Genomic DNA, 26,294 nt, shown 5'->3' with positions numbered 1-26,294 from the left:
ACTCATTGTAGGGTTGCCGCAAGGAGCACGGGCTTACAATGGATTCCGTTGGTGCTCGCGGTGTGGTTCACATGCCGCAGTTCAACGGGAAGCAGGAGGGGAAGTCCACGCCGACCGACCTAACCTGCGCTGCCCCCGCAACGGTAAGCAGACGGGATCCGGGCTTTCGCCCGGTCCCTGCCTTCACCCCACAGCCACTGGACAACCGGTTTCGACCGGCGCTCCGGGAAGGCGGTGGAGGTCGTTCTGCCAGCCCGGATACCGGCCAACACGGTGGTGACGTGTCCTGAACCAGGACCGTTGCCGTGACGCCCATGCGCTGTCGGGGAAGACGGCGAGGGCAACCATCGTTTGTTTTCATTCATGTCTTTCCGTTCTGCTCCGGTGCGCCTGGCCGCGCTGCCCATGGCATGCGCCATCGCTTTTCCTGTTCTCGCACAGTCCTCCCTGCCTACCGTCGTGGTGTCTGCGACCCGGTCCGAGCTGCCCATCACAGATGTGGTGGCGGACGTGACCCTGGTCGACCGCGGCGCCATTGACCGCCTGGGTGCCGCGTCGGTCTCCGACGTGCTGGAGCGTCTGCCGGGCATGACCGTCAACCGCAACGGCGGTCCCGCGTCCACCACGGGTGTGTATGTGCGAGGCGCCGAGGGCCGCTTCACGGCGGTGTTCGTCGACGGCGTGCGCATCGACTCCCAATCCACGGGCGGGGCCACCTGGAATGCGATCCCGTTGTCCCAGGTAGACCGCATCGAGGTGCTGCGCGGTCCGGCGGCTGCGGTGTATGGCTCGGACGCGATGGCCGGTGTCGTGCAGATCTTCACGCGGCACGGGGAGAAGGGTTTCTTCCCTTCGCTGCGCATCGGCGTGGGGTCGAACAGCACCTACGAACTGAACGCTGCGCTGCGCGGTGGTGATGGTGTGGTCGACTACGCCTTCGGTCTGGGCACCGAACGCAGCGATGGCTTCAACGCCAAGCCCTCCGGCAACCCCGACCGCGACGGGTATCGCAACGAGTCGTTCTCAGGTCGCCTGGGATGGAAGCTCTCCGACGGACAGAAGCTGGAAGCCACGCTGCTGGACAGCCGCCAGAAGGCCGGCTACGACGGTTACATGCCGGGGCAGGACGACCAGGCTAGGCAGCGCCTGCAGACCGTGGGGCTGAACTGGAACAGCCGCTGGAGCGAGGCGTGGAGCACCCGTGTGGGGCTCAGCCGCGGAACCGACCGCTACGAGACTGCCCCCTCGACCTACCTGACGGACACCACGGTGGACAGCTGGCTGCTGCGCAACGAGATGCGCGTGGGGCCGGGCCAGCTCACGGTGGACCTGGAGCGGCGGGAGGACCAGCTGGAGAACGTCAGCACCACGCCGGTCGACACCCAGCGGCATCAGAACGCCCTTGCGCTGGGTTACGGCCTGCGTGCCGGTGAACACACGCTGCAGCTCAACGCCCGCCGCGACGACGACAGCGAATTCGGTGCCCACACCACCGGCTCGCTGGCCTATGGCTACGCGTTGTCCAGAACCTTGCAGCTCACCGGCTCGGTGGGCACGGCCTTCCGCGCCCCCACGCTGTTCCAGCGCTTCAGCATCTACGGCACGCCCGACCTCAAGGCCGAAACCGCGCGCAACATGGAAGCGGGGCTGCGCTGGCAGGAGGCTGCGAGCCGCGCCTCCGTGGTGGTCTACCGCAATCGCGTCAAAGACCTGATCGACTACCTGGCCGGTCCGGGCAGTTGTGTCAACGGCGTGGGCGATTTCGCCGGCTGCTACGGCAACACCGGCCGCGCCACCTACACCGGCGTGACGCTGGCCGGCGGCACGACGCTCGGCGAAGTGGCCCTGGGCGCTTCGCTGGACCTGATGCGTCCGAAGAACGCCGAAACAGGCAAGCTGCTGGCGCGCCGTGCCGAAACGCAGGCCACGCTGACCGCAGACACGCCCGTGGGCAGCTGGCGCCTGGGCGCAGAGGTGCAGCACCTGGGCAAGCGCTACGACGACGAAGCCAACACCAAGCCCTTGGCGGCCCACACGTTGCTGAACCTCACGGCCAGCACCGACATCGCCCGCGACTGGCGGCTGCTGGCGCGTGTGGACAACGCCACCGACAAGGACTACGAGTCGGTGCTGGGCTATGCCACGGCGGGCCGCAGCTTCTACCTGGGCCTGAGCTGGTCGCCCCGTTGAGTGCTGGTGCGATGACGACCGCCCGCTGTCCCGCCCTGCTGATAGCCGCGCCGGCCTCCGGTCAGGGCAAGACCACGGTCACGGCCGCGCTGGCGCGGTTGCACGCGCGGGCCGGGCGGCGGGTGCGGGTGTTCAAGTGTGGTCCTGATTTCCTGGACCCGCACTGGCACCAGCTGGCCAGCGGCCACCCGGTGCACAACCTGGACCTCTGGCTCAACGGCGAGGCCGACCTGCGTGCCCGGCTGCACGAGGCCGCGGCGAACAGCGACCTGATCCTGATCGAAGGGGTGATGGGGCTGTTCGATGGCGATCCGAGTGCGGCCGATCTGGCGGTGAAGCTGGGCATTCCGGTGCTGGCGGTGATCGACGCCGGCTCCATGGCCGGCACCTTCGGGGCACTGGTGCACGGCCTGCGGCACTACCGCCCGGGCCTGCCCTGGGCCGGGGTGCTGGCCAACCGCATGGCCAGTGAGGGCCACGAGAAGATGCTGCAGGCCTCGGTGCGCGGCGATGACCTGGGCGCGGCGCCGGGCGGCATCGACGCCGGCTGGCTGGGTGGGTTGCGGCGCGACGCGGGCTTTTCGCTGCCCGAGCGTCATCTCGGTTTGACCGTGGCGTCCGAACTGCCCGACGCGATGGCGCGGCTGGACGCGCTGGCCGACGCCATGGCAGCCACCCCGCTGGGCCAGCTCGATGTGGCCGGCTGGCAGCGCTGGGCCGTGCCCTTTGACGCGCAAGCCGAGTGTCCGGTGGCGCCGCTGCTGCGCGGGCGCACCGTGGCCGTGGCGCGCGACGCGGCCTTCTGTTTCACCTACCCGGCCAACCTCGACACGCTGCGCGCGCTGGGGGCCAACGTGGTGTTCTTCTCGCCGGTGGCCGACGAGGCGGTGCCCGACTGCGACGCGGTCTGGCTGCCCGGCGGCTACCCCGAACTGCACGCCGACGCGCTGGGGAAGGGCACGCGTTGCCGCACCGCGCTGGCCGCGCATGTCGCCGCCGGCAAGCCGGTCTGGGCCGAGTGCGGCGGCATGATGCCGCTGTTCGAGGGGCTGACGCTGGCCGATGGCTCGCGGGTGCCGATGTGGGGCCTGCTGCCGGGCGAGGTGGCGATGCAGCCGCGCCTGGCCGCCCTCGGCCCGCAGCGCTGGGACACGGCGCAGGGCGAGCTGCGAGGTCACACATTCCACTATTCGCTGACCACATCGCCGCTGGCGCCCGTGGCCCATACCGTGCCGGGCAGCAAGTTCGGTCGACCCGAGGCCGTGTACGGCCAGGGCCCGGTGCGTGCGAGCTACTTCCACGCGTGGTTCGCCTCCAACCCAGAGGCCACTGCGCAACTCTTTCTGGCGGAGACCGCATGAAGACCGTGCTGCCCGGACCGCAACGCATCGTCTGCCTGACCGAAGAGACGACCGAGTGGCTGTACCTGCTGGGGCAGGAGGCGCGCGTCGTCGGCATCAGCGGCTACACCGTGCGGCCGCGCCGGGCGCGCGACGAGAAGCCCAAGGTCAGTGCCTTCCTCAACGCCAAGATCGACAAGATCCTCGAACTGCGGCCCGACTGCGTGTTCGGTTTCTCCGACCTGCAGGCCGACATCGCCGCTGCGCTGATCCGCGCTGGCGTGCAGGTGACGGTGTTCAACCAGCGCAGCGTGGACGAAATTTTTTCGATGCTGTTCCAGGTCGCCGCCATGGTGGGCTGCGCCGACGAAGGTCTGGCGCGGATAGCGGCCATGCGTCAGCGGCTGGACATGATCCTTGCCGAAGTCGCTGCGTTGGTCGCCTCTGGCAAGCGCCGGCCACGCGTGTTCTTCGAAGAGTGGGACGAGCCGCACATCAGCGGCATCCGCTGGGTGTCGGAGCTGCTGGGCATTGCTGGTGGCGACGACGTGTTTCCCGAACTGGCGGTGCAGTCGCTGGGCAAGCACCGCATCATCGCGGACGGCATGGAGATCGTGGCGCGCGCGCCGGACATCGTGATCGGCTCCTGGTGCGGCAAGAAGTTCCGCGCCGAGAAGGTGGCCGCACGCCCCGGCTGGCAGAACGTGCCCGCGGTGAAGAACGGCCAGCTGTTCGAGATCAAGTCGGCCGACATCCTGCAGCCCGGCCCGGCGGCGCTGACCGACGGGGTGGAGCAGATGCACCGCATCGTCAAGGCCTGGATGGTGGCCCATGGTTGACGTGGCGCGCAGCACGTTCATCCTCGGTGGCCAGCGCAGCGGCAAGTCGCGCCGCGCCGAGACGCTCGCGCGGCAGTGGCTGGACGTGTCGCCCGCGCACCGCGCGGTGATGATCGCCACCGGCCAGGCTTGGGACGATGAGATGCGCGAGCGCATCGAACGCCACAAGGCCGACCGAGCGCTGCGCGTGCCGGGCATGGCGACGGTGGAGGAGCCGCTGGCGCTGGCCGAGGCGTTGACGCGGCACAGCGACGCGAACACGCTCATTGTGGTCGACTGCCTGACGCTGTGGCTGACGAACCTGACGATGCCGGCCGACCCGGCGCAGGCGCTCCCCGAAGCGGCCGTGATCGCGGCGGGCGAAGACCTGTGTGCGGCCATTGCCGCGGCGCCCGGGCCGCTGGTGCTGGTGGGCAACGAGATCGGGCTGGGAGTCATTCCGATGGGGCGCGAGGTGCGCGCATTTGTGGACGCGCTGGGCCGGCTGAACCAGCAGGTGGCCGCGGCCTGCGAGCGCGTGACGCTCATGGCGGCAGGGCTGCCGCTGACTTTGAAGGACAGGACATGAACCGGATGCGCAACGCATGGCTCGCGCTGCTGGGGGCCTTGATGGTCTTGATCAGCGGCACCGCACAGGCGGCCCTGCAGATCACCGACGACAACGGCGTGGTGGTGACTTTCGAGCGCTCGCCGCAGCGCATCGTGAGCCTGCTGCCCTCGCTGGCCGAGACCGTGTGCGAGCTGGGCCAGTGCCAGCGCCTGGTGGGCGTGGACCGCTATTCCACCTACCCGGCCAGCCTGACGAAGCTGCCCCAGGTGGGCGGCGGGCTGGACCCGAACATCGAGATGATCGTGGCGCTGCGGCCCGACGCGGTGCTGATGGCCACCTCGTCCCGCGCCGGGGATCGCCTGCGCGCGCTGGGCATCAAGGTGGTGGCCCTGGAGCCCAAGACCCACGCCGACGTACAGCGGGTGATGCTCAAGATCGGTCAGCTGCTGGAGGTGCCCGACGCGCAGCGCATCTGGCGCGCCATCGATGCCGCGGTGATGGCGGCGGCCCAGTCGCTGCCGGCCGGTGCGCGCGGCATGCGGGTGTATTTCGAGGTCAACCCCGGGCCGTACGCGGCGGGCGAGGGCTCGTTCATCGGCGAGACACTCACCCGTTTGGGCGCCAGGAACATCGTGCCGGCCTCGCTGGGGCCGTTTCCCAAACTCAACCCCGAATACATCGTGCGCGCCGACCCGGACCTGATCATGATCGGCCAGCGCAGCGTGGACGGCATGGCCCAGCGCCCGGGCTGGATGACCATGCGCGCGATGCGCGAGCAGCGCCTGTGCGTGTTCACCACCGACGAGTCCGACACCCTGGTGCGCCCCGGGCCACGCATGGCCGAAGGCGCCCGCCTGATGGCGCGTTGTCTGAGCGAGAAGATCGCCACGAAGAAAGGGGGCGCGCGTCCATGAACGCACGCCGCGCCTCCTGGCTCGTCGTTGCCTTGCTGGCGGCGGCCATCGGTTTGGCCGTGCTGGGCGTGTGCGTCGGCAGTGCCGGTTTCGAGAACCTGGTCGGCCCGCTGCTGGACCCGCAGGCCGACCCGGCCGCCACCGCCATGGCGCAGCAGATCGTGTGGGAGATCCGCCTGCCGCGCACCCTGGGGGCCTGGGCCGCAGGCGCATTGCTGGGCCTTGCCGGTGCGGTGGCGCAGGGCCTGTTCCGCAACCCGCTGGCCGACCCTTTCCTGCTCGGCAGCGCCTCGGGCGCGTCCCTCGGTGTGGCGCTGGCACTCGCGGCCATGGGCGGCGGCGCCGGCATGCTGGGCGGCAGCATGATGAACGGCGGCGTCGCGGTCAGCGTGTTCTCCAGCAGCGCGCTGGTGCGCCTGGGCCTGACCGGCGCGGCCTTCTGTGGCGCGGTGCTGGCGGTGCTGATCACCCTGGTGCTCTCGCGCGGCGTGCAACACACGCTGCGCCTGCTGCTGGCCGGCGTAGTGGTGGGCGTGGTGCTGGGCGCCATGACGCACCTGGTGCTGCTGTTTTCGCCCGAATCGCTGCAGGCCATGCAGGCCTTCATGCTCGGCTCGACCAGCTTCGTGGGCTGGACCGCCTGCGTGCTGATGGCTGGTGTATGGGTGCTGTGCACGCTGTCGGCCTGGCTGCTGGCGCGCGTGCTCGATGGCCTGAGCCTGGGCGACGCCACCGCGCGCAGCCTGGGCCTGCCGCTGGGACCCATGCGCGCCGCGCTGGTGGCCGTGCTGGCGCTGGCCACCGGCACCGCGGTGGCGCAGACCGGGCTGATTGCGTTTGTGGGCCTGGCCGCGCCGCACCTGGTGCGCTCGCTGGTCAAGACCACCAGTGCCCACCTGATGCTGCTGGCCAGCTGCATGGGCGGCGCGCTGCTGATGGCGGCCGACACGCTGGCGCGCTGGCTGATCGCGCCGCAGGAACTGCCGGTGGGCGTGCTCACCGCGGTGCTGGGTGGTGGTTACCTGCTGTGGCTGATGCAGCGCAACACGCGCATCTCGCGCGGAGGTGGGCTGTGAGCCTCGCCATCCAGACCTGCGACCTGAGCGCCCGCCTGGGCGACGAGCCGATCCTGCACCGCATCTCGCTGAACCTGCCCCATGGGCGCTGGACCAGCATCGTCGGCCCCAACGGCGCGGGCAAATCCACGCTGCTGCGGTGTCTGGCAGGCCTGCTGCCGCACAGCGGTGCGGTGGCCCTGCTGGGCAGGCCGCTGGCCGACTGGCCGCACCGCCAGCGCGCCCGCCAGCTGTCGTGGCTGGGGCAGAACGAGGCCAGTGCCGACGACCTGACGGTGTGGGACGTGGCCATGCTCGGCCGCCTGCCGCACCAGGCCTGGCTCAGCCCGCCCAGCGCACAAGACCGCGCCGCGGTGGAGCGCGCGCTGCGCGCCACCCAGGCCTGGGACTGGCGCGCCCGAGCGCTGGGCCAGCTCTCGGGCGGCGAGCGCCAGCGCGTGCTGCTGGCCCGCGCACTGGCCGTAGAGGCCCAGGTGCTGCTGATGGATGAACCCCTGGCCAACCTGGACCCGCCGCACCAGGCCGACTGGCTGGAACTGGTGCAGGCGCTGGTGCAGGGTGGCAAGACAGTGGTCAGCGTGCTGCACGAGGTGGGCATGGCCCTGCACGCCGACGAACTGGTGGTGATGGCGCAAGGCCGCGTCACGCACCAGGGACCGTGTGCCGACGCCGCCACGCACCGCGCGCTGGAGGCCGTTTTTGACCACCGCATCGAGGTGCACGCGCTGCAAGGGCAGTGGGTGGCGCTGCCGCGGATCAACCCCTTGAAGACTTCACACCATGCAGATTGAAACCCCGCCGAGCGAAAAGCCCTACGAAAAAGCCGAAGGCGAGCGCCGCGGCATCGTGATCGTCAACACCGGCGACGGCAAGGGCAAGAGCACGGCCGCCTTCGGCTTGGCGCTGCGCGCCCATGGCCGCGGCAAGGCCGTCAAGATCTACCAGTTCATGAAGGTGCCGAGCGCGCGCTTCGGCGAGCACCGCATGTTCGAACAGATTGGCATCCCGATCGAAGGGCTGGGGGATGGCTTCAGCTGGAAGAGCCAGGACCTGGAGCACTCGGCCCAGCTGGCGCGCGACGGCTGGGAGAAGGCGCGCGCCACGATCATGGGCGGCGAGCACTTCCTCGTCGTGCTGGACGAGATCACCTACCCGCTGATCTACGGCTGGCTGCCGCTGGACGGCGTGCTGCAAACCCTGCGTGAGCGACCGAGCCATGTGCACGTCTGCCTGACCGGCCGCCGCTGCCCGCCCGAGATCATCGAGCTGGCGGACACCGTGACCGAAATGACCAAAATCAAGCACGCGTTCAACGCCGGCATCCCGGCGCAGCGCGGCATAGAGGATTGACCCCTGGAGACCCCCATGAATCACATCGCTGAAGCCCCCGTGACCCTGCACCGCCCCGCCAAGCCGGCCTCCGCGACCGCGGAGCGCTGGTCCGTCGCCGACGTGCAGGCCCTGCTGGACCTGCCGCTGCCCGAACTGATGCACCGCGCGCAGACCGTGCACCGCGAGCACCACGACCCGACCCACATGGAGCTGGCGACGCTGCTGTCGATCAAGACCGGTGGCTGCCCTGAGGACTGCGGCTACTGCCCGCAGTCGGTGCACTACGAAACCGGTGTGGCGGCCAGCAAGATGATGACCGCCGAGGACGTGCGCGAAGCCGTGTTGGGCGCCAAGGCGGCCGGTGCGTCGCGCTTCTGCATGGGCGCGGCCTGGCGCGCGCCGAATGACCGCGACCTGGAGAAGGTCGAGGAGCTGGTGCGCGTGGTCAAGGACGAAGGCCTGGAGGCCTGCTGCACCCTCGGCATGTTGACCGGCGACCAGGCACAGCGCCTGAAGGACGCGGGCCTGGACTACTACAACCACAACCTGGACACCGCGCCCGAGCTGTACGGCGACGTCATCAGCACGCGCGACTACCAGGACCGCCTGGACACCCTGGGCCATGTGCGCGAGGCCGGCATCCATGTCTGCAGCGGCGGCATCGTGGGCATGGGCGAATCGCGCGCCGGCCGCGCGGGCCTGATCGCGCAGCTGGCCAACCTGGCGCCGTACCCCGAGTCGGTGCCGATCAACCACCTGGTCAAGGTGCCGGGCACGCCGCTGGCGGACGAGCCCGATCTGGACCCGCTCGAATTCGTGCGCACTGTCGCCGTGGCCCGCATCACCATGCCCAAGGCCAAGGTGCGCCTGTCGGCCGGGCGCCGGCAGATGGCCGAATCGACCCAGGCGCTGTGCTTCCTGGCCGGTGCCAATTCCATCTTCTACGGCGACAAGCTGCTGGTGACCGGCAACGCCGATGTGGAGGCGGACCAGGATCTGCTCAAGCGCATGGGCATGCACACCACCCGCGCCCACGCCTGATCTTCTGATGGACTTCGCCGGCCTGCCCACCCCCGATGCCGCCGTGCTGGCTGGCGCGGTGCTGGTCGCGCTGGCGCTGGACCGGTTGTTCGGCGAACCGCCGGTGCGGCTGCACCCGGTGGTGGCCATGGGGCACTTCCTGGGTGCGGTCGGGCGGTGGGTGTCGCGGGCGGCCGGTGCCCCTGCGCGGCCGATGGTGGAGTTCTGGGGCGGTGCGCTGGGCTGGTGTGCCGGTGCGGTGCTGGTGGTGGCGCTGGCGTTCGCCGCCGGGTGGGCGATGCAGGATCTGCAACCCTTGTGGCAAGCCTTGCTGCTGGGCGCGCTGCTCAAGCCCATGCTGTCCTGGCGCATGCTGCGCGACGAGGTGCGGGCGGTGGAAGCCGCGCTGGCCGAATCGCTCGCGGCCGGGCGCCAGCGCGTGGGCTGGCTGGTCAGCCGCGACGTGACATCGCTCAGCGAAACCCAGGTGCGTGAGGCCGCGGTGTCCACGCTGGCCGAGAACCTCAACGACTCGGTGGTGGCGCCGCTGTTCTGGTTCGCTGTCGCCGGCCTGCCGGGCGCAGCGCTCTACCGCTTCGCCAACACGGCCGACGCCATGTGGGGCTACCGGGGCGAGCGCGGTGGCCGCGACTGGACCTGGGCCGGCAAGTGGGCCGCCCGGGTGGACGACGCACTGTCCTGGCTGCCGGCGCGCCTCACCGCGCTGCTGATCGCGCTCCCAGCCATGGGCCGCGGATGGTCGGCCGTGGCCGCCAACGCCGGCCTCACGCCGTCGCCCAACGGCGGCTGGCCCATGGGCGCGCTGGCCGTGGGCCTGGGCATCCGGCTGGCCAAACCCGACGTGTACGAACTCAACGGCCAGGGCAGGGCGCCGCTGGCCACCGACACGGCGCGCGCGCTGCGACGCTGTGGACAGGTGGTGGCGGTGCTGGCGCTGCTGGCGGGCGGTGTGTTGGCTTTGTCGCTGGGGGGCCAGCCATGACGGCGCGCTTCCACGGTGGGCCGGACGCCCAGGGCGTCGCGCGCTGGGACTTTTCCAGCAACGCCAACGCCTGCGGGCCGTGCCCGATGGCGCTGCAGGCGGTGCAACGCGCGGATGCCGTGCACTACCCCGACCCGGCCTACACCCGGCTGCGCGCCGCGCTGGCAGACCTGCACGGCGTGGCGCCCTGGCGCGTGCTGCTGGCCGCCAGCGCCAGCGAATGCGTTCAGCGCCTGACAGCCTGGCGCTGGCGCCTGGGCGACCGCCGTTTCTGGACGCCGCCGCATGCCTACGGCGACTACGCCCATGCGGCGTCGGCCTGGGGGCTGGAACGGGTGAACGATCCCGGGCAGGCACCGCTGGCCTGGCTCTGCGACCCCGGCAGCCCGCTGGGGCAGGGCGAATCGGCCGAGGTGGTGCGGGCCCTGTTGAACCACACGCCGCGCACGGTGGTGCTGGACCGTGCCTACGCACCGCTGCGGCTGCGGGGGCACAGTGCGCTGGATGCTGCGCAACTCGACCGCGTGTGGCAGCTCTGGTCGCCCAACAAGGCCCTGGGCATGACGGGTGTGCGCGCGGCCTACGCCATTGCGCCGCTGGGTGCGCACGCCGACGTCGCCGAACTGGACGCGCTCGCTGCGTCCTGGCCCATCGGTGCGCACGGTGAGGCCATGCTGCTGGCCTGGACCACGTCCGGGGTGCAAGACTGGGTGGCCGCGAGCCGCCACACGCTGGCCGACTGGGCAGGTGCCCTGCGCGCCACGCTGGCAGCACACGGTTGGACCTGCGCGCCCAGCGACACCGCCTACGGCTGTGCCCGGCCGCCGCAACCCATCGAGGCCGCCGCTTTGCGTGAGCGGTGCATCAAGCTGCGCGATGCCACCTCGTTCGGCCTGCCGGGCTGGTGGCGCCTGAGCGCGCAGCGCCCTGAGACGTTGGCCGCTTTGGACGCCGCCTTGTGTGCGCTCGAAACGAACGTGGAGACATCGGAATGACTGCGGTGTGTGTGATGGTGCTGGGCACGACCAGCGGCGCCGGCAAGAGCTGGCTGACGACGGCGCTGTGCCGCCACTACGCCCGCCAAGGCCTCAAGGTGGCGCCCTTCAAGGCGCAGAACATGAGCAACAACGCGCGGGTGGTGGCCGGGGTGGCGGGTGCACAAGGCGAGATAGGAAGCGCCCAGTACTTCCAGTCGCTCGCCGCGAAAGCCGACCCAGACGTCCGCATGAACCCGCTGCTGCTCAAGCCAGAGGCCGACACGCGCAGCCAGGTGGTGCTGATGGGCGAGGTGCACCGCGCACTCAGCGACATGCCCTGGCGCGGCCGCAGCGAGACCGTCTGGCCGCACATCGCGGCGGCGCTGGACGCGCTGCGCGAAGAAAACGACGTGGTAGTGATCGAAGGCGCGGGATCGCCGGCCGAGATCAACCTGCACGCCAGCGACATCGTGAACATGCGCGTCGCGCGCCACGCCGACGCGCGCTGCCTGCTGGTGACCGACATCGACCGCGGCGGCGCCTTCGCCCACCTCTACGGCACCTGGGCCCTGCTGCCCGAGGACGAGCGTGCACTCATCAAAGGCTTCGTGCTCAACAAGTTCCGGGGCGACGCCAGCCTGCTGGCGCCCGCGCCGCAGATGCTGCAAGACCTGACCGGCGTGCCGGTGGTGGCAACGCTGCCCATGTGGTGGCAGCACGGCCTGCCCGAGGAAGATGGCGTCTTCGATGACAAGACACGCGTGGCGGGTGCGGTGCAGACCACCATCGCTGTGATTGCCTGGCCGCGCATCAGCAACCTCGACGAGTTCCAGCCGCTCAAGAACGTGCCGGGCGTGCGCCTGGTCTGGGCGCGCACGCCGGCCGACTGCGCGGGCGCGGACTGGATCGTACTGCCCGGTTCCAAATCGACCGCGGCCGACCTGGCCTGGCTGCGCGCGCAGGGGCTGGACCAGGCCGTGGCCCATCACGCGGCACAGGGCCGGGCGGTGCTGGGCATCTGCGGCGGGCTGCAGGTGCTGGGCGAGGCGCTGATCGACACCCATGGCATCGACGGCAACGCACCCGGCCTGGGCCTGCTGCCGCTGGTGACGGCCTTCGACGCCGAGAAAACCGTGCGCCGGACGACGGCGGCGTTCGGTGAACTTGGTGGCGCGTGGCAGGCGCTCTCGGGTGTCACCGCCGCCGGCTACGAAATCCACCACGGGCAGACCGCGCAGCACCCGGCCATGGCCGCCAAGGGCGACATCGCCCGCGAAGTGATGCCCGGCCTGGCCTGGCAGAACGCGGCGGGCAACGTGCTGGGCTGCTACCTGCACGGCCTGTTCGAAGACCCGGCGGTGCTGCGCGCGCTGTTCGGCGCCCGTGTGCCCACGCTGGACACCGTGTTCGACGGGCTGGCTGATTTTCTTGAACAACATGTCGAGCCCGGTGTGCTCGATGCCCTCATTCACAAGGACTGAACCATGCATTTCCCAATCCCCGTCCTCGACGACGTCACCCAGACCGAGCTGGCCGCGCGCCTGCAGCACCTGCTGGACAACAAGACCAAGCCGGTCGGCTCCCTGGGCCAGATCGAGCGCCTGGCGCAGCGCATCGGCCTCATCCTGGGCAGCGAGGCGCCCGAGCTGCGGGACCCGCAGCTGGTGGTGTTCGCGGGTGACCACGGCCTGGCCGCACGCGGCGTCTCGGCCTACCCGAGCGACGTGACCTGGCAGATGGTCGAGAACTTCCTGGCCGGCGGCGCGGCGGTGAGCGTGCTGGCCCGCCAGAACGGCATCGGCCTCACGGTGGTCGACTGCGGTGTGCGGCACGACTTTGCGCCGCGACCCGGCCTGGTCATCAACAAGGTGGCGCCCGGCACCGCCGACGCGCTGGAGGGCCCGGCGATGAGCGCCGCCCAGTGCAATGTCGCGATCGCCAGCGGCGCCGCGCTGGTGAAGGACCTGCCGGGCAACGCGCTGCTGCTGGGCGAGATGGGCATCGGCAACACCTCGGCGGCCTCACTGCTGATGAGCCGCCTGGCCGGGCTCGACATCGTGGACTGCACGGGCGCGGGCACCGGGCTGGACGCTCCCGCGGTGCAGCGCAAGATCGGCATCCTGCGCCAGGTGCTGGCGCGCCACCCGGATGCGAAAGCCCCGCTGGACGCACTGACCGCTTTCGGTGGTTTCGAGATCGCCACCATGGTCGGCTCGGTGCTGCAGGCCGCGGCCGAGCGGCGCGTGATCGTGGTCGACGGCTTCATCGCCAGTTCGGCCGTGCTGGTGGCCAGCGCACTGCAACCCGCCGTGTTGCAGCGCTGCGTGTTCGCCCACCAGTCGGGCGAGCGTGGTCACGCGCTGATGCTGGCGCACCTCAAGGCCGAGCCGCTGCTGGACCTGGGCCTGCGCCTGGGCGAAGGTTCCGGCGCCGCGCTGGCCTGGCCGCTGCTGATGAGCGCCTGCGCCATCCTGCGCGAGATGGCCAGCTTCGATTCGGCCGGCGTGTCGCGGCAGGACAGCGCCGAAACGGCGGTACGCTGAGGGCATGGCCTTCATCCGTCACTTTCTGATCGCTGTCCAGTTTTTCACCCGCATCCCCGTCACGGGACGGCTGGCGGACTGGGTGGGTTTTTCGCCGGCCATGCTGCGCGCCAGCGCGGCGCATTTCCCCGGCGTGGGCTGGGTGGTGGGGCTGCCCACCGCGGCGTTGTTTGCCGCGATCTGGTGGTGGCTGCCGGCGCAGCCCGCTGCGCCCTGGGTGGCGGCGCTGCTGAGCACCGTGTTCAGCGTGCTGCTGACCGGCGCGTTCCACGAGGATGGGCTGGCCGACCTGGCCGATGGCCTGGGTGGCTCGTCGAACCGCGAGCGCGCGCTGGAGATCATGAAAGACTCGCGCATCGGCAGCTTCGGGGCGATTGCGCTGGTGCTGGCGCTGTTCTCGAAGGTGGCGGTGCTGGCCCTGATCGCGCAGTCGGGCGGGGCGCTGCTGGCCGCGGTGGCGCTGTTCGCCGGCCACGTCACCTCGCGCCTGATGCCGCTGTTCGTCATCCACACGATGCAGCACGTGGGCGACACGCCGAGTTCCAAATCCAAGCCGCTGGCCGAGAGCATCGGGCGCGGCGCGCTGGTTGTGGGTGTGCTATGGTGGGCGCTGGCCATGGGCCTGGTGGTGGCGCTGCTGCCGTCGGTGCGCTGGGCGCAGGCGGTGCTGGGCGCGCTGCTGGGGCTGCTGTGGATGGGCCGGCTGCTGCGCCGGCGGCTGCAGGGTTTCACGGGTGACGGGCTGGGCGCCACGCAGCAGGTGAGCGAGGTCGCGTTCCTGTTCGCGCTGTCGCTGTCCCTCCCCGCCGCGGCGCCATGAAGCTCTGGCTGCTGCGCCATGCACGGGTGGTGCTGCCGCCGGGCCTGTGCTACGGCGCCAGCGACGTGCCGGCCGACCAGGCCCTGACCGCCGAGGCGGCGCAGGCCATCGCACCGCTGCTGCCGATCGGCCTGCCGGTGCGGGTGTCGGACCTGGGGCGGGCGCAGCAGCTGCACCAGGCCTTGCGGGCGCACCGCCCCGACCTGGGCGTGGCACAGACCGACCCTCGCATCCGCGAGATGGACTTCGGCACCTGGGAGCAGATCGCCTGGGACGCCGTGCCCCGCACCGCGTTCGACACCTGGATGGCCGACTTCGCCCTGCACCGCTTCGGCGGCGCCGAGAGCGTGCACGAGCTGATGGACCGGGTGGCCGACGCGCTGGACGACACCCGCGGGGCCGTGGGCGAGGGCGGCGAGGCGCTGTGGATCACCCACGCGGGCGTGATCCGGTCGGTGATCTGTGTGGCGCAGTACGGGCGCCGACCCGTCGTATCGGCCGCTCAATGGCCGCGTGAAGCACCACAGCCGGGCGAATGGATGGTGCTCGAGGTCTGAGGCGCAGGTCCGCCGGGAGAGGGCACACTCGGGCCTATGGATGGTTCCCGTTTCGCGTCGTTCAGCCCGGTCGACCGCATGAAGGCACTGGCGCTGGGTTTGCTGCTGCTGGCGGCCGGGGTGTACGTGGGCGCCACGCTGATGGAGCCGCGCCACGTCGCATGGGGCTATGTCGCGGCAGCGGCCGAGGCCGCGATGGTGGGGGCGCTGGCCGACTGGTTTGCGGTCGTCGCCCTGTTCCGCCATCCGCTGGGACTGCCCATACCGCACACGGCGATCATCGTGTCCAACAAGGACCGTCTGGGCGCGCAGCTGGCGCGGTTTCTCGGCACGCACTTCCTCACCGCCGAGCATGTGCAGCCCATGCTGGCGCGCTGGGACCTGGCGCGAGAGCTGGGACAGTGGCTGGAACAGGCCGAATCGGCCCAGCGGGTGGGGCGCTGGGTGCAGCAGGCCACCCCCGCCGTGCTCGGCGCCCTGGACCAGAGCGATGTCCGGCAATGGATCGCCGGCCTGGCGCAGCGTCTGTTGCGGCAGGTGGATGTGGCCACACTGGGCGGTCAGGCGCTGGCCGCGCTCACCCGCGACGGGCATCACCAGCAGTGGTTGGACGGTCTGCTGCAGCAGATGGCGCGATGGGCGGAGCAGGCGTCGGTGCAGGAGCAGCTCACCGATCGCATCGCGCGGGAACTCAAGGAGCTCAAGTACGTCGGACTCGACCAGATGGCTGCCCGCCTGGCCACGCGCAAGCTGGTGGCCGCGCTCACGCACACGCTCTCCGACGTGGCGGCCGACCCGGCGCACGAGTTGCGCCGCCGTTTCGACGACTGGATGGCCGACGCCATCGAGCGCCTGCAGACCGATGCCGACTGGCAACAGCGGGTGGCGGTCTGGCGCGATGCCTGGCTGGACCAGCCGCAGTGGAGTCAGCCGATCGAGGCCTGGTGGCACGAGGTGTTGAAGCGCCTGCGCGAGGAAGCGGCCCGGCCCGAGTCCGACCTGGGAGCCCGCTGCGCGCAGGTGGCGCAGGCGGCGGGCCGGCAACTGCTGGCCGATGATTCCTTGCGCGACTGGCTCAACACGCAGGCGCACCAGGTGCTGCTGCGCGTGCTGGAGGCCAGCCGCGAAGCCATCGTCGGCTTCGTGGCGCAGCGCGTGCAGGTCTGGGATGCGCAGGACATGAGCCGCGTGCTGGAAGAGCACATCGGGCGCGACCTGCAGTTCATCCGCATCAACGGCACCCTGGTGGGCGCGCTGGTGGGGCTGCTGCTGCACGCGCTCACGCAGGCACTGCTGTGAGCGCCGGTACCTGGGCAGGCGGGCCTCAGCCCGTCGTCTTGGGTCTGAAGTCGCAGCAGGCCGACACGGCGCACTGGTGGCACAGCGGCTTGCGCGCCTGGCAGACATAGCGCCCGTGCAGGATCAGCCAGTGGTGGGCGTCCACCAGGTACCTGGCCGGGATGCGTCTGAGCAGCTGCTGCTCCACCGCCAGCGGCGTCTTGCCCGGCGCCAGGCCGGTGCGGTTGCCGACGCGGAAGATGTGTGTGTCCACCGCCATGGTCGGTTCGCCGAAGGCCACGTTGAGCACCACGTTCGCCGTCTTGCGGCCCACGCCGGGCAGGGCTTCGAGTGCCTCGCGCGTGCGCGGCACCTGGCCGCCGTGGCGCTCCACCAGGATGCGGCAGGTCTCCATCAGGTGTTTCGCTTTGCTGCGGTACAGGCCAATGGTCTTGATGTAGGACTCCAGGCCTTCGAGGCCCAAGTCCAGGATCTGCTGCGGCGTATGGGCGACCGGGAACAGCTTGCGCGTGGCCTTGTTGACCCCCACGTCGGTGGCCTGGGCCGAGAGCAACACGGCGGCCAGCAGCTCGAACACGCTGGTGTATTCGAGTTCGGTGACGGGTTGCGGGTTGGCGGCCTGGAGGGTGGCGAAGAATGTCTCGATCTGCGCGGGTGTCATGTTGCGCAGTGTAGTTCCGGGCAGGGCGCTACCATTTCGCCACCTTTCCATTCCTCTTCAGAGACATTCGCATGAGCTTTGCCATTCCGTTTGCCGACCGCCTGAACAACGTCGAAACCTCCGCCATCCGCGAACTCTTCAAGCTGCTGGGCAGGCCCGGCATCATCAGCTTTGCCGGGGGCTTTCCCGACAGCGCGATGTTCGATGTGGACGGCATCCGCGAAGCCGTCAATGCTGCGCTGACCGAAGAAGCCGGGGGCGCCCTGCAGTACGGCGCGACCGAGGGCTACAACCCGCTGCGCGAACAGCTCGCCGCTTTCATGACCAGCAAGGGCAACCAGGGCGTGGCGCCCGAGAACCTGATCGTCACCACCGGCAGCCAGCAGGCGCTGGATCTGCTGGGCAAGACCCTCATTTCCCCCGGCGACAAGGTGATCGTCGAAGGCCCGACCTTCCTGGCCACCATCCAGTGCTTCCGCCTGTACGGCGCCCAACTCGTGACGGCACCGGTGGACGGGCAGGGCGTGGACACCGACCGACTCGAACAGCTCATCGTGGAGCACAAGCCCAAATTCATCTACCTGATTCCCACCTTCGGCAACCCCAGCGGCGCCATGCTGAGCCTGGAGCGCCGCAAGCGCGTGCTGGAACTGGCGGTGCAGCACAACGTGCTGGTGGTGGAAGACGACCCCTACGGCGACCTGTACTTCGGCGACGCGCCACCGCCCAGCCTGCTGGCCCTGAGCGCCAGCGTGCCCGGCAGCCGCGAGCGCCTGGTGCACTGCGGCTCGCTGTCCAAGGTGCTGAGCCCCGGCCTGCGCGTGGGCTGGATGGTCGGCCCGGCCGAACTGCTGGCCAAGGCCACCATGTGCAAGCAGTTCAGCGACGCCCACACCAGCACCTTCGCCCAGGCCACCGCCGCACAGTACCTCAAGGCCGGCCGCATGCCCGCCACCCTGGCCAAGGTGCGCGCGGTCTACGCCGAACGCGCCGCCACCATGGGCAACGCCCTGCGCCGCGAACTGGGCGACGCGATTGAGTTCGTGCAGCCCCAGGGTGGTCTGTTTGTCTGGGCCCGCCTCACGGGCGCGGGCGGCAAGGTGGCCGATGGCGGTGAGCTGGCCAAACGAGCCATCGAAAAGGGCGTGGCCTTTGTGCCGGGTGCGCCGTTCTACGCGAACAACCCCGACCACGCGACCCTGCGCCTGTCGTTTGCGACGGTGGGGCTGGACAAGATCGAAGAAGGCGTGGGCCGGCTGGGTTCTGCCGTCTGAGCCTGATTGCCGGCGGATAGGCCGCGGGGTCTGCCGCCGGCGGGCTCAGGCCCCGGGCATCCGGGACCGGAGCAGGCTGTCGGGCAGGGTGCCCCGGAACATGGGGCGCAGCGATTCCAGCGCGCGGATCGCGTGCGGTTCGTTGTGGCGCTGGCAGAGATCGGCGTACAGCTCGGCCCGTGCATACCAAAGGCCTTCCGCATCGCGGGTGTGTTGCAGCCGCTGGTGCAGCCGGGGGTTGTTCAGGCGCCCGTCCTCACCATGCAGGCGCAGCATGGCAAGGCGGATGCGCGCCACGTCGGCGTCGTTGTGGCGGACCTTCTCGACGCCCAGCAGCGACCCCAGGCCTTCACGCAAGGTGCTGGACAGAGTCGAGAGGGTGGACAGAGGCCCTTGGAAGACGGAATGCTGGCGGCTCACCCGGCCAGATTACCCAATTTGCGGGAAGGTTTCGCCTATTCTCATGAAACCTTTTGTAGTCGTGTTACAGGTCGTGCGGCTCATTCGCCGGTGAACTGGGTGGCGTTCTTGCCCTGGAACGGCTGGTAGAACGCCTTGATGCGCACCATGTCGGCGTCGATGTCGCCTGTCGGCTCGAACACCGGACCCAGGCCACTGCGTTTGGTCGCGTAGTCCATGTAGGCCAGGATGATCGGCACCTGCGCAGTGGTGGCGATGTAGTAGAAGCCGGTCTTCCAGTAACGCGTCTTGCTGCGGGTGCCCTCGGGCGGCACGATCAGCTGCAGCGGGCCGTCGGCATCCTGGATCGCCTGGGCCGAGGCAGCGACCAGGTTGTTGGACTTCGAGCGGTCGACCGCGATGCCGCCGAGCCAGCGCATCAGGCCACCAAAAGGGAAGCGGAAGATGCTGGCCTTGCCCATCCAGTAGGGGTTCAGGCGCAGCGCGAATGCGACCATCAGGGTGTAGGGCAGATCCCAGTTGCTGGTGTGCGGGGCGGCGATGAAGACGCTCTTGGCGGCACTGGGCGGCAGGTGGCCTTCGACGGTCCAGCCGGTGAGCCGCAGGAAGCCGCTCGACAGGGCTCGCAGCAGGGGAGCGATCACCGGGGTGGTGAAGATGGTGCGGTGCATGGCGGGCGCTATTGTCGGTGACGCGGGCGCGACCGCCCTTGATCTGCGCCAAGCTACCATCGCCCGCTCGAATCACCCGAGGAGACCGCGACATGACGCAGACGCTGACCGTGCAGGACATCAAGGTCCTGATCGACGGCGAAGGACCGACCGTGGTCATGCTGCACGGCTGGCCCGATTCGCCCGCGCTGTGGGACGAGTCGGTGGCAGCGCTCCGGGACGGCTACCGCTGCGTGCGCTTCGCGCTGCCGGGCTACGACCTGGGCCGGCCGCCGCGCCCGGTGTCGGTGGATCAGATGTGCCAACTGGTGGCGGCCATCGTCGATGAGGTCAGCCCCTATCAGAAGGTGACCCTGATGCTGCACGACTGGGGCTGCTTCTTTGGCTATGAATATGCCGCGCGGCACACGGACCGGGTGTCCCGGGTGGTGGCCGCCGACATCGGCGACACCAACACCGGCGCTTACCTGAAGTCGTTGACCGCCAAAGAAAAGGCCATGATCGCGGGCTACCAGCTCTGGCTGGCCGTCGCCTGGAAGCTAGGGCCACTGCTGCCTGGTCTGGCCAACCGCATGACGCGCTGGATGGCTCGCACCATCGGCTGTCGCACCCCTGCGGCCGAAATCGCCTGGCAGATGAACTACCCCTACGCGATGCAGTGGTTTGGCACGCTGGGTGGCCTGCGCGGCGTGGCGCGGGTCGACAAGGTGTTCGGCCCGACGCTGCCCACGCTGTTCTTCTTCGGCAAGCGCAAGCCGTTCATGTTCCATTCCGCGCGCTGGCTGGCGCAACTCGCCACCACGCCGGGCAGCGCGGCCCATGGCCTGGACGCCGGGCACTGGCTCATGAAGCAGAAGCCCGAACAGTTCAACCGCACGGTGCGCGACTGGCTGGACCGTGCGCACGCCGCGACATGAACCCGACCGAGCTGGAGCGCTTGCTGACCGTAGAGATGCCCTATGGCAAGTACAAGGGCCGGGCGATTGCCGACCTGCCGGGGCACTACCTCAACTGGTTCGCGCGCGAGGGTTTCCCGAAGGGCGAGCTGGGGCGCTTGATCGCCCTGATGCACGAAATCGACCACAACGGCCTGGATGAGCTGCTCACGCCGCTGCGCCACAGCCGGCCGCCTAAGGCGCGCGGGTCCTGAGCGCCTCGTGCACCACGGCCGCGGCCCAGGCGTCGTTGGCCGCGTAGATGAGCTGGCCCTCGGTCAGGCGCGGGTTGGCCCAGTTGGAGGTGGCGGCTTTCTTTGACTTGATGAAGCGCTGCCCGAACAGCACCGCCACCGCGCCCTTGACGCCCATGTCCTTGCGGTAGCCGCTCGCGCGGAACAGGTGGTTGAGCTCGATCACCCCGACCGGCTCGACGCCCAGCTTGGCGCGGATGCGCTTGGTGTCGTCGCCCAGACCGAAGCCGGCCTTGCTGTGTCCGGCCTCGGCCATCACCTGCGCGGCCAGGTCGCGGCTGGCGGGGTCGTGCAGCTGGAACACCCAGGCCCGCTCCGTCGTGGCCAGCTGCAGGATGTGCGGCCCGTCAGACACCTCGCCCTGCACGAAGGTGGGCTTGCTCTCGGTGTCGAAGCCCCAGTGGGCGTGGTCGCGCAGCGCCGCCACCGCCTCGCGCGCGGCCACCGCGGAGTTCACCAGCGCGATGCGGTCCAGGCCCAGGCGGGGGAATTCGGGCAGGAGGGCGATGTCGTCCTTGCTCGGTGTGGTGCGGGTGGTGTTCATGGGCAGGAGGTCGGGACGGCGCGGGATAATCGGGCATTGTGCCTGCCGCCCCGCCATGACCTACACCCTCAAGCTCTACGTGCCCGACGACACGCCGCCGGGCCAGCGCCAGGCCGCTGAACGCCTGTTCCGCGATGCGCTGGAGGATGCGCTGGGCGATGCGGCGCTGGTGGCGCCGGTCTACCGCGCCTATCTGGGCATCGTGGCGCAGCACGGCGAGACGCCCGACCCCGAGGCGCTGACGGTCGAAGAGCGCACGGTGCTGGAGCACTGGCAGATGGCCGAAGCCGCGGCTCTGGAGGCTGTGTTCGGCCCGCACCGCCACCTGGACGAAGGCGGCTACGACATCGTGCTGCCCGCATAATCCGGGTCCGTTTCACGTCCTGCCGGGGCGAACGCACCCAACCCAAGGACATCCATGAGAAAAACCTACCCGCTGCGCCCCGAGGGCAAGCACCCCGACCGCGTGCTCGACGCCGTCAAGCACGACATCCGCAAATACCAGAAGCGCGAACGCCGCCGCGATCTGCCCGAGGGTGCGGACTTCTGGGACTTCGACTGCCGCTTCGGCGCCGACAAGGACAGCGCGCAGGTGGTGCATCCGGGCGAGCTGATGAACCTGCTGGACGCGCTGGCCAAGGACGGCGCCACGCAGTGTTATGTGGAGCTGCTGGCCAAGCCCGGCGTGCGCAAGCCGCGCCCGGCGGGTACGGCGCCCGAAGCTGCCGGTGAACAGACCAGCGACGAAGAGTAAGCGGTTTCGCCGCCGGGCCGCCCCAAGGCGAAACGCACCCCCTCAAGGGGTAGCGACCCGCGCAGCGGCGGAGCGTGGGGGCTACGGTTTCGCTGCCTGTGCGCGCAGCTTGTCTTTTTTGCTCGGCCGCTTGCCCTTGACTCCGCCGTTGCCTGGCGCGGGCGGTGGCGGCGTTTCGGTCGGCTCGAAGCCTTCCACCGTTTCCAGCGGCAGGCTCAGGCCCTGGCGCTTCTCGATCAGGTGCCAGTGCGCCAGTTGCGCAGCGGTCACGAAGCTGACCGCCAGGCCGGCCTGACCCGCTCGGGCGGTGCGCCCGATGCGGTGCACATGGTCCACCGCCGAGCGCGGCAGGTCGAAGTTCACCACCACCGGCAGACCGTCGATGTGGATGCCGCGCGCGGCCAGGTCGGTCGTCACCAGCACGTCCCAGCGCCCGGCCTTGAACTCGCCCAGCGTGGTCTGGCGTGCGCCCTGGCTCAGTCCGCCGTGGAAGGCGGTGGCGTAGACCTCGCCGTGGTGCAGCTTGTTGGCCAGGCGTTCGGCCGCGTACTGCGTGGCCACAAATACCAGCACCGGCTTCCAGCCCTCGGTTTTCATCAGCTGCCGCAGCAGCTGGGTGCGCCGCTTCTCGTCGACCGCAAAGGCGCGCTGCTGCACCAGCGGCGCGGCCGCGTCGTCGTCCGGCGTCGGCACGTCCACCCGCACCGGGTCGTGCAGCAGCTGCAGCGCCATGGTTTCGACCGCCGGTGGCACGGTGGCGGAGAACAGCAGGTTCTGGCGCTGCGCCGGCAGCAGGCCCAGCACACGCGCCAGTTCTTCGGCGAAACCCAGGTCGAGCAGGCGGTCGGCTTCGTCGAGCACCAGGAGGTCTACCGCGTCCAGCCGCAGGCCGTTGTGGTCCACCAGGTCGAGCAGACGGCCAGGGGTGGCGACCACCACGTCGGCGCCACCGCGCAGCGCCATCAGCTGCGGGTTGATCGAGACGCCGCCGAAGGCGACGACCAGCTTCGGGCGCCGGGGCAGCGCCTGCGCCAGCGAGCGCAGCACCTCGCCGACCTGCGCGGCCAGCTCGCGCGTGGGCACCAGCACGAGTGCCCGCGTGCGGCGCGGCCCGGTGTCCGCCCGGTCCAGCCAGCGCTGCAGCAGGGGCAGGGCGTAGGCGGCGGTCTTGCCCGAGCCGGTGCGGGCGCTGGCCAGCAGGTCTCGGCCGGCAAGCACCGGCGGGATGGCCTCGGTCTGGATCGGGGTGGGGGCGGCAAAACCCAGGTTGGCAGCGGGCTGGGCGAGAGCGGGCTCAAGGCCCAGAGAGAAAAACGGCATGGGGCGATTGTCGGCGACGCGCTACGATCCCGGCCCATGAAATCACGAGCTTCTTCCGGTGGCCTGGTCTATTCGACCGAATCGGGCCGCATGTGCCCCGGCTGCCGCCAGCCGGTGGCGGCCTGCCGCTGCGGCGAACCCGCTGTACCCAAGGGCGATGGCGTGCTGCGCGTCTCGCGCGAGACCAAGGGCCGGGGCGGCAAGGCCGTGACCGTGGTCAAGGGGGCGCTGCTCGATGCGGCGGGTCTGGCGGCGCTCGGCAAGCAGCTGCGCACGCTCTGCGGCACCGGCGGCACGGTGAAAGATGGCGTGATCGAGGTGCAGGGTGACCACGTCGAACGCGTGATCGAGGCGCTCAAGGCCCAGGGCCACACGGTCAAGCGCGCGGGCGGCTGAGCAGTCGCTGAGCGTTCAAGGCCAGCAGGCAGCAGGAAAAAATCCGGGTCAGCGGCTGCGCGCGAGGGTGGCGCTGGGGCTTTCGCCGTAGGCCTGCTGGTAGGCGGCGGCGAAGCGGCCGGGGTGCTCAAAACCCCATCGTGCGGCGGTCTGCAGCACGCGGGTGTCCGGGCCGGGGTGCAGCAGGTCGTGGCGCACGCGTTCCAGCCGCAGCCGGCGGATGTGGGCCATGGGCGTGGTGCCGCGCTCGCGGGCGAACAGCTGCTGCACCAGGCGCACGCTGCTGTTGACCGCCCGCGCCAGGTCGGCCACGGTCAGCGGCTGGTCCAGGTGCGCTTCGATGTGGTCCTCCAGTTGCCGCAGCCGGGGCACGGTTGCGCTGGCGGGCGCCCGGCTCACCGTGGCCGGCGCCCAGGCCACCCGCAGCAGCATGGCCAGCACATGGTCTTCCAGCATGGCCGTGTGCAGGCCCGTCGACGGGTGCTCACCGCCCGGCTGCAGCAGCGCGGCAAGGTAGTGCATCAGCTGCCACCAGTGCGCGCCCGAACCCTGGCGCAGGTCCAGCCGCGGCGCCAGCCGCAAGGTGGCGGCCGGTTCGCTGCCGCTGATGGCCGCCGCCACGTGCAGCAGCCGCTGGCGGTCGATGCGCAGCATGAACTGGTCGCAATGGCACGACCACTCCATGCGCACCGCGTCCTGCGGCGAGATCACCGTCGCTTCGCCCACGGCGCTGAGGTGCCGCGCGTTCTGGTGCCACACCGCCGCCTCGCCGGCCAGCGGCATCTGCACCAGGAAGAAGTCGTCCAGCCGGTCCGGGTCGATGCGCACCGCGGCGCCGTGGGCCAGTCGGTTGAGCGACACCGAAGGGCCGAGCGCGCGGTGGTGCATGCGGGCGCGCACGCGCTGCCGAGGGCCGATCACCGCCAGATCGTGCGGCTTGAAGATGCGCGCGATCTGGTCGCGCGTTTCGTCGAGGTCGTCGGAGGCCAGTACCGACAGCGGCGCCCAGGCCGCGCCCGCGGGCGCACTGCGGTCCAGCCATGCGGGCGCGTGGGTCGGGGACGGGGCAGGGCTCGGAGACATGCGCCGCATGCTAGTGATTACCCGGGGTTTTGCACTTATCGGATACCCGCGTTCGTTTCGCGGATGGTTGTGGCGGCGGGCTGATTCCAGAATGGTCCGGTTCGCTGTCCACCCCTGTTCCACCTTTCAGGAGCCCCGCCATGAGTCTGCAAACCAAGTACCTGCTCGACGAAAGCCAGATGCCCAAGTTCTGGTACAACATTCAGGCCGATTTGCCCAAGGCCCTGCCGCCCGTGCTGCACCCGGGCACGATGCAGCCCATCGGCCCCGATGACCTGGCGCCGCTGTTCCCGATGGAACTGATCCTGCAGGAGGTCAGCACCGAACGCGAGATCGAGATTCCGGAGCCGGTTCGCGACATCTACAAACTCTGGCGCCCGGCCCCGCTGTACCGCGCCCACCGGCTGGAAAAGGTGCTCGGCACCCCGGCCAAGATCTTCTACAAGTACGAGGGCGTCAGCCCCGCCGGCAGCCACAAGCCCAACACCGCGATCCCGCAGGCCTTCTACAACAAGCAGGCCGGCGTCAAGCGCCTGACCACCGAGACCGGTGCTGGCCAGTGGGGCACCTCGCTGTCGTTCGCGGGCTCGCTGTTCGACCTGGAGGTGCTGGTGTTCCAGGTGCGCGTGTCCTACGACCAGAAGCCCTACCGCCGCGCGGTGATGGAGACCTACGGCGCGCGCTGCCTGCCGTCGCCGTCCAACCAGACCGAGTACGGCCGCAGCGTGCTGGCCCAGCGGCCCGATCACCCGGGCAGCCTGGGCATCGCGATCTCGGAAGCGGTGGAGCTGGCGGTGCAGCGCGAGGACACCAAGTACGCGCTGGGCTCGGTGCTCAACCACGTGCTGATGCACCAGACCATCATCGGCCTGGAAGCCATGGAGCAGCTGCAGATGGCCGACGCCTGGCCGGATGTGGTGGTGGGTTGCACCGGCGGCGGCTCCAACTTCGCCGGTATCGCCTTTCCCTTCATCGGCCATGCGCTGCGCGGCGGGCGCAAGTCGCGCATCGTCGCGGTCGAGCCGGCGGCCTGCCCGTCGCTCACGCGCGGCAAGTACGCCTACGACTTCGGCGACACCGGCCACATGACGCCGTTGACCAAGATGCACACCCTGGGCAGCACCTTCACGCCGCCGGGCTTCCACGCCGGCGGCCTGCGCTACCACGGCATGGCGCCGCTGGTCAGCCACTGCAAGGAACTGGGCCTGCTCGAAGCCACCGCCTACACCCAAGGCCAGTGCTTCGAGGCGGGCGTGACCTTTGCGCGTGCCGAAGGCATCGTGCCGGCGCCCGAAGCCAACCACGCCGTCAAGGGCGCCATCGAGGAGGCCCTGCGCTGCAAGCGCGAAGGCAAGAGCGAAACCATCCTGTTCAACCTCTGCGGCCACGGCCACTTCGACATGGCCGCCTACCAGAAGTACTTCGCGGGCGAACTCAAGGACGAGCAATACGACGAGAAGGAACTGGCGATGGCGCTGTCCGGCCTGCCGAGCGTGCCGGAACCGGCCTGATGAACGGCCAG

29 protein-coding genes and 1 riboswitch are annotated in these 26,294 nt (G+C 70.0%); of the genes, 23 read left to right on the top strand and 6 right to left on the bottom strand.

The genetic code is table 11. The annotated features are described in order from the left end of the window. Nucleotides 1–32: 32 nt before the first annotated feature. Nucleotides 33–284, top strand: a riboswitch (cobalamin riboswitch). A 79-nt stretch (nucleotides 285–363) separates the two neighbouring features. From HPS01S_RS09460 to HPS01S_RS09385, 16 genes are read left to right on the top strand one after another with little or no spacing between them, the layout of a single operon-like run. Beyond that, the gene (locus HPS01S_RS09460) at nucleotides 364–2,190 is read left to right on the top strand and encodes a TonB-dependent receptor domain-containing protein (RefSeq protein ID WP_084397225.1); all 1,827 of its coding nucleotides are present in this window, start codon (nucleotides 364–366) and stop codon (nucleotides 2,188–2,190) included. A gap of 11 nt (nucleotides 2,191–2,201) precedes the next feature. Continuing rightward, nucleotides 2,202–3,551 carry a cobyrinic acid a,c-diamide synthase CobB gene (locus HPS01S_RS09455; protein ID WP_066154474.1) on the top strand — a complete coding sequence of 450 codons (1,350 nt, stop codon included), beginning with the start codon at nucleotides 2,202–2,204 and terminating at the stop codon, nucleotides 3,549–3,551. After that, on the top strand, nucleotides 3,548–4,369 hold the full coding sequence (locus HPS01S_RS09450) for a cobalamin-binding protein (RefSeq protein WP_066154471.1): 822 nt from the start codon (nucleotides 3,548–3,550) through the stop codon (nucleotides 4,367–4,369). The genes HPS01S_RS09455 and HPS01S_RS09450 overlap by 4 nt, the downstream gene beginning before the upstream one ends. Beyond that, nucleotides 4,362–4,937, top strand: a complete 576-nt coding sequence (cobU, locus tag HPS01S_RS09445; protein ID WP_066154468.1) for a bifunctional adenosylcobinamide kinase/adenosylcobinamide-phosphate guanylyltransferase — start codon at nucleotides 4,362–4,364, stop codon at nucleotides 4,935–4,937. The genes HPS01S_RS09450 and cobU overlap by 8 nt, the downstream gene beginning before the upstream one ends. Further along, nucleotides 4,934–5,833 (top strand): ABC transporter substrate-binding protein, encoded by a 900-nt coding sequence (locus HPS01S_RS09440; protein WP_157576186.1) that lies wholly within the window; start codon nucleotides 4,934–4,936, stop codon nucleotides 5,831–5,833. The genes cobU and HPS01S_RS09440 overlap by 4 nt, the downstream gene beginning before the upstream one ends. Continuing rightward, the gene (locus HPS01S_RS09435; RefSeq protein ID WP_066154466.1) at nucleotides 5,830–6,909 is read left to right on the top strand and encodes a FecCD family ABC transporter permease; all 1,080 of its coding nucleotides are present in this window, start codon (nucleotides 5,830–5,832) and stop codon (nucleotides 6,907–6,909) included. The genes HPS01S_RS09440 and HPS01S_RS09435 overlap by 4 nt, the downstream gene beginning before the upstream one ends. After that, a complete protein-coding gene (locus HPS01S_RS09430) occupies nucleotides 6,906–7,700 on the top strand; it encodes an ABC transporter ATP-binding protein (protein ID WP_066154463.1) in 795 nt (264 codons plus the stop codon). The genes HPS01S_RS09435 and HPS01S_RS09430 overlap by 4 nt, the downstream gene beginning before the upstream one ends. After that, nucleotides 7,690–8,259, top strand: coding sequence for a cob(I)yrinic acid a,c-diamide adenosyltransferase (gene cobO / locus HPS01S_RS09425; RefSeq protein WP_066154460.1), 570 nt, complete (start codon nucleotides 7,690–7,692; stop codon nucleotides 8,257–8,259). Before HPS01S_RS09430 ends, cobO begins: the two co-directional genes overlap by 11 nt. A gap of 24 nt (nucleotides 8,260–8,283) precedes the next feature. Beyond that, entirely contained in the window at nucleotides 8,284–9,282 is a 999-nt protein-coding gene (gene bioB / locus HPS01S_RS09420) for a biotin synthase BioB (RefSeq protein WP_066154730.1), read from the top strand. Between the two features lie 7 nt (nucleotides 9,283–9,289). Beyond that, complete coding sequence (cbiB, locus tag HPS01S_RS09415; protein ID WP_255284195.1) at nucleotides 9,290–10,264, top strand: adenosylcobinamide-phosphate synthase CbiB; 975 nt, start codon at nucleotides 9,290–9,292, stop codon at nucleotides 10,262–10,264. Continuing rightward, the gene (locus tag HPS01S_RS09410; protein WP_066154457.1) at nucleotides 10,261–11,259 is read left to right on the top strand and encodes an aminotransferase class I/II-fold pyridoxal phosphate-dependent enzyme; all 999 of its coding nucleotides are present in this window, start codon (nucleotides 10,261–10,263) and stop codon (nucleotides 11,257–11,259) included. Before cbiB ends, HPS01S_RS09410 begins: the two co-directional genes overlap by 4 nt. Further along, nucleotides 11,256–12,722 (top strand): cobyric acid synthase, encoded by a 1,467-nt coding sequence (locus tag HPS01S_RS09405; protein WP_066154454.1) that lies wholly within the window; start codon nucleotides 11,256–11,258, stop codon nucleotides 12,720–12,722. The genes HPS01S_RS09410 and HPS01S_RS09405 overlap by 4 nt, the downstream gene beginning before the upstream one ends. A gap of 3 nt (nucleotides 12,723–12,725) precedes the next feature. After that, nucleotides 12,726–13,784 (top strand): nicotinate-nucleotide--dimethylbenzimidazole phosphoribosyltransferase, encoded by a 1,059-nt coding sequence (gene cobT, locus HPS01S_RS09400; RefSeq protein WP_066154451.1) that lies wholly within the window; start codon nucleotides 12,726–12,728, stop codon nucleotides 13,782–13,784. 4 nt (nucleotides 13,785–13,788) lie between these two features. Continuing rightward, a complete protein-coding gene (gene cobS / locus HPS01S_RS09395; RefSeq protein WP_066154448.1) occupies nucleotides 13,789–14,604 on the top strand; it encodes an adenosylcobinamide-GDP ribazoletransferase in 816 nt (271 codons plus the stop codon). Beyond that, on the top strand, nucleotides 14,601–15,161 hold the full coding sequence (locus tag HPS01S_RS09390; RefSeq protein ID WP_066154446.1) for a histidine phosphatase family protein: 561 nt from the start codon (nucleotides 14,601–14,603) through the stop codon (nucleotides 15,159–15,161). The genes cobS and HPS01S_RS09390 overlap by 4 nt, the downstream gene beginning before the upstream one ends. Before the next feature lie 36 nt (nucleotides 15,162–15,197). Further along, nucleotides 15,198–16,460: a DUF445 domain-containing protein gene (locus HPS01S_RS09385; protein WP_066154444.1), complete on the top strand. Its 1,263-nt coding sequence runs from the start codon at nucleotides 15,198–15,200 to the stop codon at nucleotides 16,458–16,460. 25 nt (nucleotides 16,461–16,485) lie between these two features. Here HPS01S_RS09385 and nth read toward each other — a convergent pair whose 3' ends face one another. Next, the gene (gene nth, locus HPS01S_RS09380) at nucleotides 16,486–17,121 is read right to left on the bottom strand and encodes an endonuclease III (protein ID WP_066154441.1); all 636 of its coding nucleotides are present in this window, start codon (nucleotides 17,119–17,121) and stop codon (nucleotides 16,486–16,488) included. Nucleotides 17,122–17,204: 83 nt separating this feature from the next. On the opposite strand from nth, the gene HPS01S_RS09375 reads away from it, so the two are divergent. Next, nucleotides 17,205–18,395 (top strand): aminotransferase-like domain-containing protein, encoded by a 1,191-nt coding sequence (locus HPS01S_RS09375; protein WP_066154724.1) that lies wholly within the window; start codon nucleotides 17,205–17,207, stop codon nucleotides 18,393–18,395. 45 nt (nucleotides 18,396–18,440) lie between these two features. Here the strand turns inward: HPS01S_RS09375 and HPS01S_RS09370 are convergent, their stop codons facing one another. Both HPS01S_RS09370 and HPS01S_RS09365 read right to left on the bottom strand, forming a co-directional pair. Further along, nucleotides 18,441–18,815: a hypothetical protein gene (locus HPS01S_RS09370; RefSeq protein WP_066154438.1), complete on the bottom strand. Its 375-nt coding sequence runs from the start codon at nucleotides 18,813–18,815 to the stop codon at nucleotides 18,441–18,443. Between the two features lie 80 nt (nucleotides 18,816–18,895). After that, nucleotides 18,896–19,486: a lysophospholipid acyltransferase family protein gene (locus tag HPS01S_RS09365; RefSeq protein WP_066154435.1), complete on the bottom strand. Its 591-nt coding sequence runs from the start codon at nucleotides 19,484–19,486 to the stop codon at nucleotides 18,896–18,898. A gap of 92 nt (nucleotides 19,487–19,578) precedes the next feature. Here HPS01S_RS09365 and HPS01S_RS09360 point away from each other — a divergent pair, with 92 nt between their 5' ends. Together HPS01S_RS09360 and HPS01S_RS09355 are read left to right on the top strand one after the other, a co-directional pair. After that, a complete protein-coding gene (locus tag HPS01S_RS09360) occupies nucleotides 19,579–20,403 on the top strand; it encodes an alpha/beta fold hydrolase (RefSeq protein ID WP_066154432.1) in 825 nt (274 codons plus the stop codon). Beyond that, the gene (locus HPS01S_RS09355; RefSeq protein WP_066154429.1) at nucleotides 20,400–20,636 is read left to right on the top strand and encodes a DUF3820 family protein; all 237 of its coding nucleotides are present in this window, start codon (nucleotides 20,400–20,402) and stop codon (nucleotides 20,634–20,636) included. The genes HPS01S_RS09360 and HPS01S_RS09355 overlap by 4 nt, the downstream gene beginning before the upstream one ends. On the opposite strand, the gene HPS01S_RS09350 is transcribed toward HPS01S_RS09355, so the two are convergent. Next, a complete protein-coding gene (locus HPS01S_RS09350; RefSeq protein WP_066154427.1) occupies nucleotides 20,617–21,219 on the bottom strand; it encodes a 3'-5' exonuclease in 603 nt (200 codons plus the stop codon). The genes HPS01S_RS09355 and HPS01S_RS09350 overlap by 20 nt on opposite strands. A gap of 55 nt (nucleotides 21,220–21,274) precedes the next feature. On the opposite strand from HPS01S_RS09350, the gene HPS01S_RS09345 reads away from it, so the two are divergent. Next, entirely contained in the window at nucleotides 21,275–21,583 is a 309-nt protein-coding gene (locus HPS01S_RS09345; RefSeq protein ID WP_066154424.1) for a hypothetical protein, read from the top strand. Between the two features lie 54 nt (nucleotides 21,584–21,637). After that, nucleotides 21,638–21,973, top strand: coding sequence for a DUF6172 family protein (locus HPS01S_RS09340; RefSeq protein ID WP_066154419.1), 336 nt, complete (start codon nucleotides 21,638–21,640; stop codon nucleotides 21,971–21,973). Between the two features lie 81 nt (nucleotides 21,974–22,054). On the opposite strand, the gene HPS01S_RS09335 is transcribed toward HPS01S_RS09340, so the two are convergent. Further along, entirely contained in the window at nucleotides 22,055–23,293 is a 1,239-nt protein-coding gene (locus HPS01S_RS09335) for a DEAD/DEAH box helicase (RefSeq protein WP_066154416.1), read from the bottom strand. 36 nt (nucleotides 23,294–23,329) lie between these two features. Here HPS01S_RS09335 and HPS01S_RS09330 point away from each other — a divergent pair, with 36 nt between their 5' ends. After that, on the top strand, nucleotides 23,330–23,689 hold the full coding sequence (locus tag HPS01S_RS09330) for a translation initiation factor Sui1 (protein ID WP_066154413.1): 360 nt from the start codon (nucleotides 23,330–23,332) through the stop codon (nucleotides 23,687–23,689). A gap of 48 nt (nucleotides 23,690–23,737) precedes the next feature. Here HPS01S_RS09330 and HPS01S_RS09325 read toward each other — a convergent pair whose 3' ends face one another. Continuing rightward, nucleotides 23,738–24,772 carry an AraC family transcriptional regulator gene (locus HPS01S_RS09325; RefSeq protein WP_169803936.1) on the bottom strand — a complete coding sequence of 345 codons (1,035 nt, stop codon included), beginning with the start codon at nucleotides 24,770–24,772 and terminating at the stop codon, nucleotides 23,738–23,740. Between the two features lie 140 nt (nucleotides 24,773–24,912). Here HPS01S_RS09325 and HPS01S_RS09320 point away from each other — a divergent pair, with 140 nt between their 5' ends. Then, a complete protein-coding gene (locus tag HPS01S_RS09320) occupies nucleotides 24,913–26,283 on the top strand; it encodes a TrpB-like pyridoxal phosphate-dependent enzyme (protein WP_174545239.1) in 1,371 nt (456 codons plus the stop codon). Nucleotides 26,284–26,294: the final 11 nt, after the last annotated feature.

The organism is Hydrogenophaga pseudoflava NBRC 102511 (assembly GCF_001592285.1).
GTDB classification, from domain to species: Bacteria; Pseudomonadota; Gammaproteobacteria; order Burkholderiales; family Burkholderiaceae_C; genus Hydrogenophaga; species Hydrogenophaga pseudoflava.
Note: the sequence above shows the minus strand (reverse complement) of the source record. Positions and strands in the feature narration are given on the sequence as shown.

What these genes read in the sequence shown, in the direction of transcription:
- HPS01S_RS09460 (WP_084397225.1), top strand. Translation starts at nt 364, where the DNA reads ATGTCTTTCCGTTCTGCTCCGGTGCGCCTGGCCGCGCTGCCCATGGCA.
- HPS01S_RS09455 (WP_066154474.1), top strand. Translation starts at nt 2,202, where the DNA reads ATGACGACCGCCCGCTGTCCCGCCCTGCTGATAGCCGCGCCGGCCTCC.
- HPS01S_RS09450 (WP_066154471.1), top strand. Translation starts at nt 3,548, where the DNA reads ATGAAGACCGTGCTGCCCGGACCGCAACGCATCGTCTGCCTGACCGAA.
- cobU (WP_066154468.1), top strand. Translation starts at nt 4,362, where the DNA reads ATGGTTGACGTGGCGCGCAGCACGTTCATCCTCGGTGGCCAGCGCAGC.
- HPS01S_RS09440 (WP_157576186.1), top strand. Translation starts at nt 4,934, where the DNA reads ATGAACCGGATGCGCAACGCATGGCTCGCGCTGCTGGGGGCCTTGATG.
- HPS01S_RS09435 (WP_066154466.1), top strand. Translation starts at nt 5,830, where the DNA reads ATGAACGCACGCCGCGCCTCCTGGCTCGTCGTTGCCTTGCTGGCGGCG.
- cobO (WP_066154460.1), top strand. Translation starts at nt 7,690, where the DNA reads ATGCAGATTGAAACCCCGCCGAGCGAAAAGCCCTACGAAAAAGCCGAA.
- cbiB (WP_255284195.1), top strand. Translation starts at nt 9,290, where the DNA reads ATGGACTTCGCCGGCCTGCCCACCCCCGATGCCGCCGTGCTGGCTGGC.
- HPS01S_RS09410 (WP_066154457.1), top strand. Translation starts at nt 10,261, where the DNA reads ATGACGGCGCGCTTCCACGGTGGGCCGGACGCCCAGGGCGTCGCGCGC.
- HPS01S_RS09405 (WP_066154454.1), top strand. Translation starts at nt 11,256, where the DNA reads ATGACTGCGGTGTGTGTGATGGTGCTGGGCACGACCAGCGGCGCCGGC.
- cobT (WP_066154451.1), top strand. Translation starts at nt 12,726, where the DNA reads ATGCATTTCCCAATCCCCGTCCTCGACGACGTCACCCAGACCGAGCTG.
- cobS (WP_066154448.1), top strand. Translation starts at nt 13,789, where the DNA reads ATGGCCTTCATCCGTCACTTTCTGATCGCTGTCCAGTTTTTCACCCGC.
- HPS01S_RS09390 (WP_066154446.1), top strand. Translation starts at nt 14,601, where the DNA reads ATGAAGCTCTGGCTGCTGCGCCATGCACGGGTGGTGCTGCCGCCGGGC.
- HPS01S_RS09385 (WP_066154444.1), top strand. Translation starts at nt 15,198, where the DNA reads ATGGATGGTTCCCGTTTCGCGTCGTTCAGCCCGGTCGACCGCATGAAG.
- nth (WP_066154441.1), bottom strand. Translation starts at nt 17,121, where the DNA reads ATGACACCCGCGCAGATCGAGACATTCTTCGCCACCCTCCAGGCCGCC.
- HPS01S_RS09365 (WP_066154435.1), bottom strand. Translation starts at nt 19,486, where the DNA reads ATGCACCGCACCATCTTCACCACCCCGGTGATCGCTCCCCTGCTGCGA.
- HPS01S_RS09360 (WP_066154432.1), top strand. Translation starts at nt 19,579, where the DNA reads ATGACGCAGACGCTGACCGTGCAGGACATCAAGGTCCTGATCGACGGC.
- HPS01S_RS09355 (WP_066154429.1), top strand. Translation starts at nt 20,400, where the DNA reads ATGAACCCGACCGAGCTGGAGCGCTTGCTGACCGTAGAGATGCCCTAT.
- HPS01S_RS09350 (WP_066154427.1), bottom strand. Translation starts at nt 21,219, where the DNA reads ATGAACACCACCCGCACCACACCGAGCAAGGACGACATCGCCCTCCTG.
- HPS01S_RS09345 (WP_066154424.1), top strand. Translation starts at nt 21,275, where the DNA reads ATGACCTACACCCTCAAGCTCTACGTGCCCGACGACACGCCGCCGGGC.
- HPS01S_RS09340 (WP_066154419.1), top strand. Translation starts at nt 21,638, where the DNA reads ATGAGAAAAACCTACCCGCTGCGCCCCGAGGGCAAGCACCCCGACCGC.
- HPS01S_RS09335 (WP_066154416.1), bottom strand. Translation starts at nt 23,293, where the DNA reads ATGCCGTTTTTCTCTCTGGGCCTTGAGCCCGCTCTCGCCCAGCCCGCT.
- HPS01S_RS09330 (WP_066154413.1), top strand. Translation starts at nt 23,330, where the DNA reads ATGAAATCACGAGCTTCTTCCGGTGGCCTGGTCTATTCGACCGAATCG.
- HPS01S_RS09325 (WP_169803936.1), bottom strand. Translation starts at nt 24,772, where the DNA reads ATGTCTCCGAGCCCTGCCCCGTCCCCGACCCACGCGCCCGCATGGCTG.
- HPS01S_RS09320 (WP_174545239.1), top strand. Translation starts at nt 24,913, where the DNA reads ATGAGTCTGCAAACCAAGTACCTGCTCGACGAAAGCCAGATGCCCAAG.